This window comes from Streptomyces sp. S6 (assembly GCF_054880855.1).
On the sequence record NZ_JBTYMC010000730.1, the window covers coordinates 1 to 653 of the forward strand.

At 74.6% G+C, this 653-nt stretch carries 1 pseudogene; it reads right to left on the minus strand.

The annotated features are described in order from the left end of the window. Positions 1 to 25 precede the first annotated feature (25 nt). A pseudogene (locus ACVNF4_RS36740) lies at positions 26 to 653 on the minus strand (TerD family protein); the annotation flags it as partial.

Sequence of the window (653 nt, forward strand, 5' to 3'; positions counted from 1 at the left end):
TCGGTGTCTGGGCCGAGATGCAGCGTCAGCAGCAGCGCCAGGCGGAAGCCGCCGCCCGGCAGCACAGGGAGTGGGAACGGCAGGAGCGCGCCAGGCAGCGGCAGGCCGCCCCGCTGTCGATCCACAGCCCCCGCTCCAGCGGCAGCCTGACCAGCATCGGAATCCGCAGCAGCTCGTTCTCCGGCAGCCGCAGATCCCCCAGGCGCAGCGCCATGGGCAGTTCCTCGGGCACCCGGTAGGCGTGCCAGACGGGGCTGCCCCAGCCCGCGTACGACGGCGGGAGCGCCGGCTCGACGATGTCGGACTCGGCGATGAGTTGCGCCAGGTCCCGGTCGAGCACCTCGCGGGCCTGGTCCACCAGCTGTGTGTGCTTCGCGCGGGCCGCCTCCCGCGCGCTGTCGGCCTGTCCGCTCATCCGGCTGCGCGGGTCCGCGAGCGCCTCGTCCAGCTCACGCTCCATCCGCGTGTCCGCGAAGTCGACGGCGCTGCGGTAGGCGGCCGTCGTGCGCGCGTAGTCCTCGAACATGCCCCACACCTGGTTGTACAGCCGCTCCTCCATCGACCATCCCGTCGCGTCCCCGGCGACGGGCCGAGCGGGCTGCCCCGGAGCGGCCGGGGGTGCGGCCGGCGGAGGAGGCGGCGGGGTCGTGCGG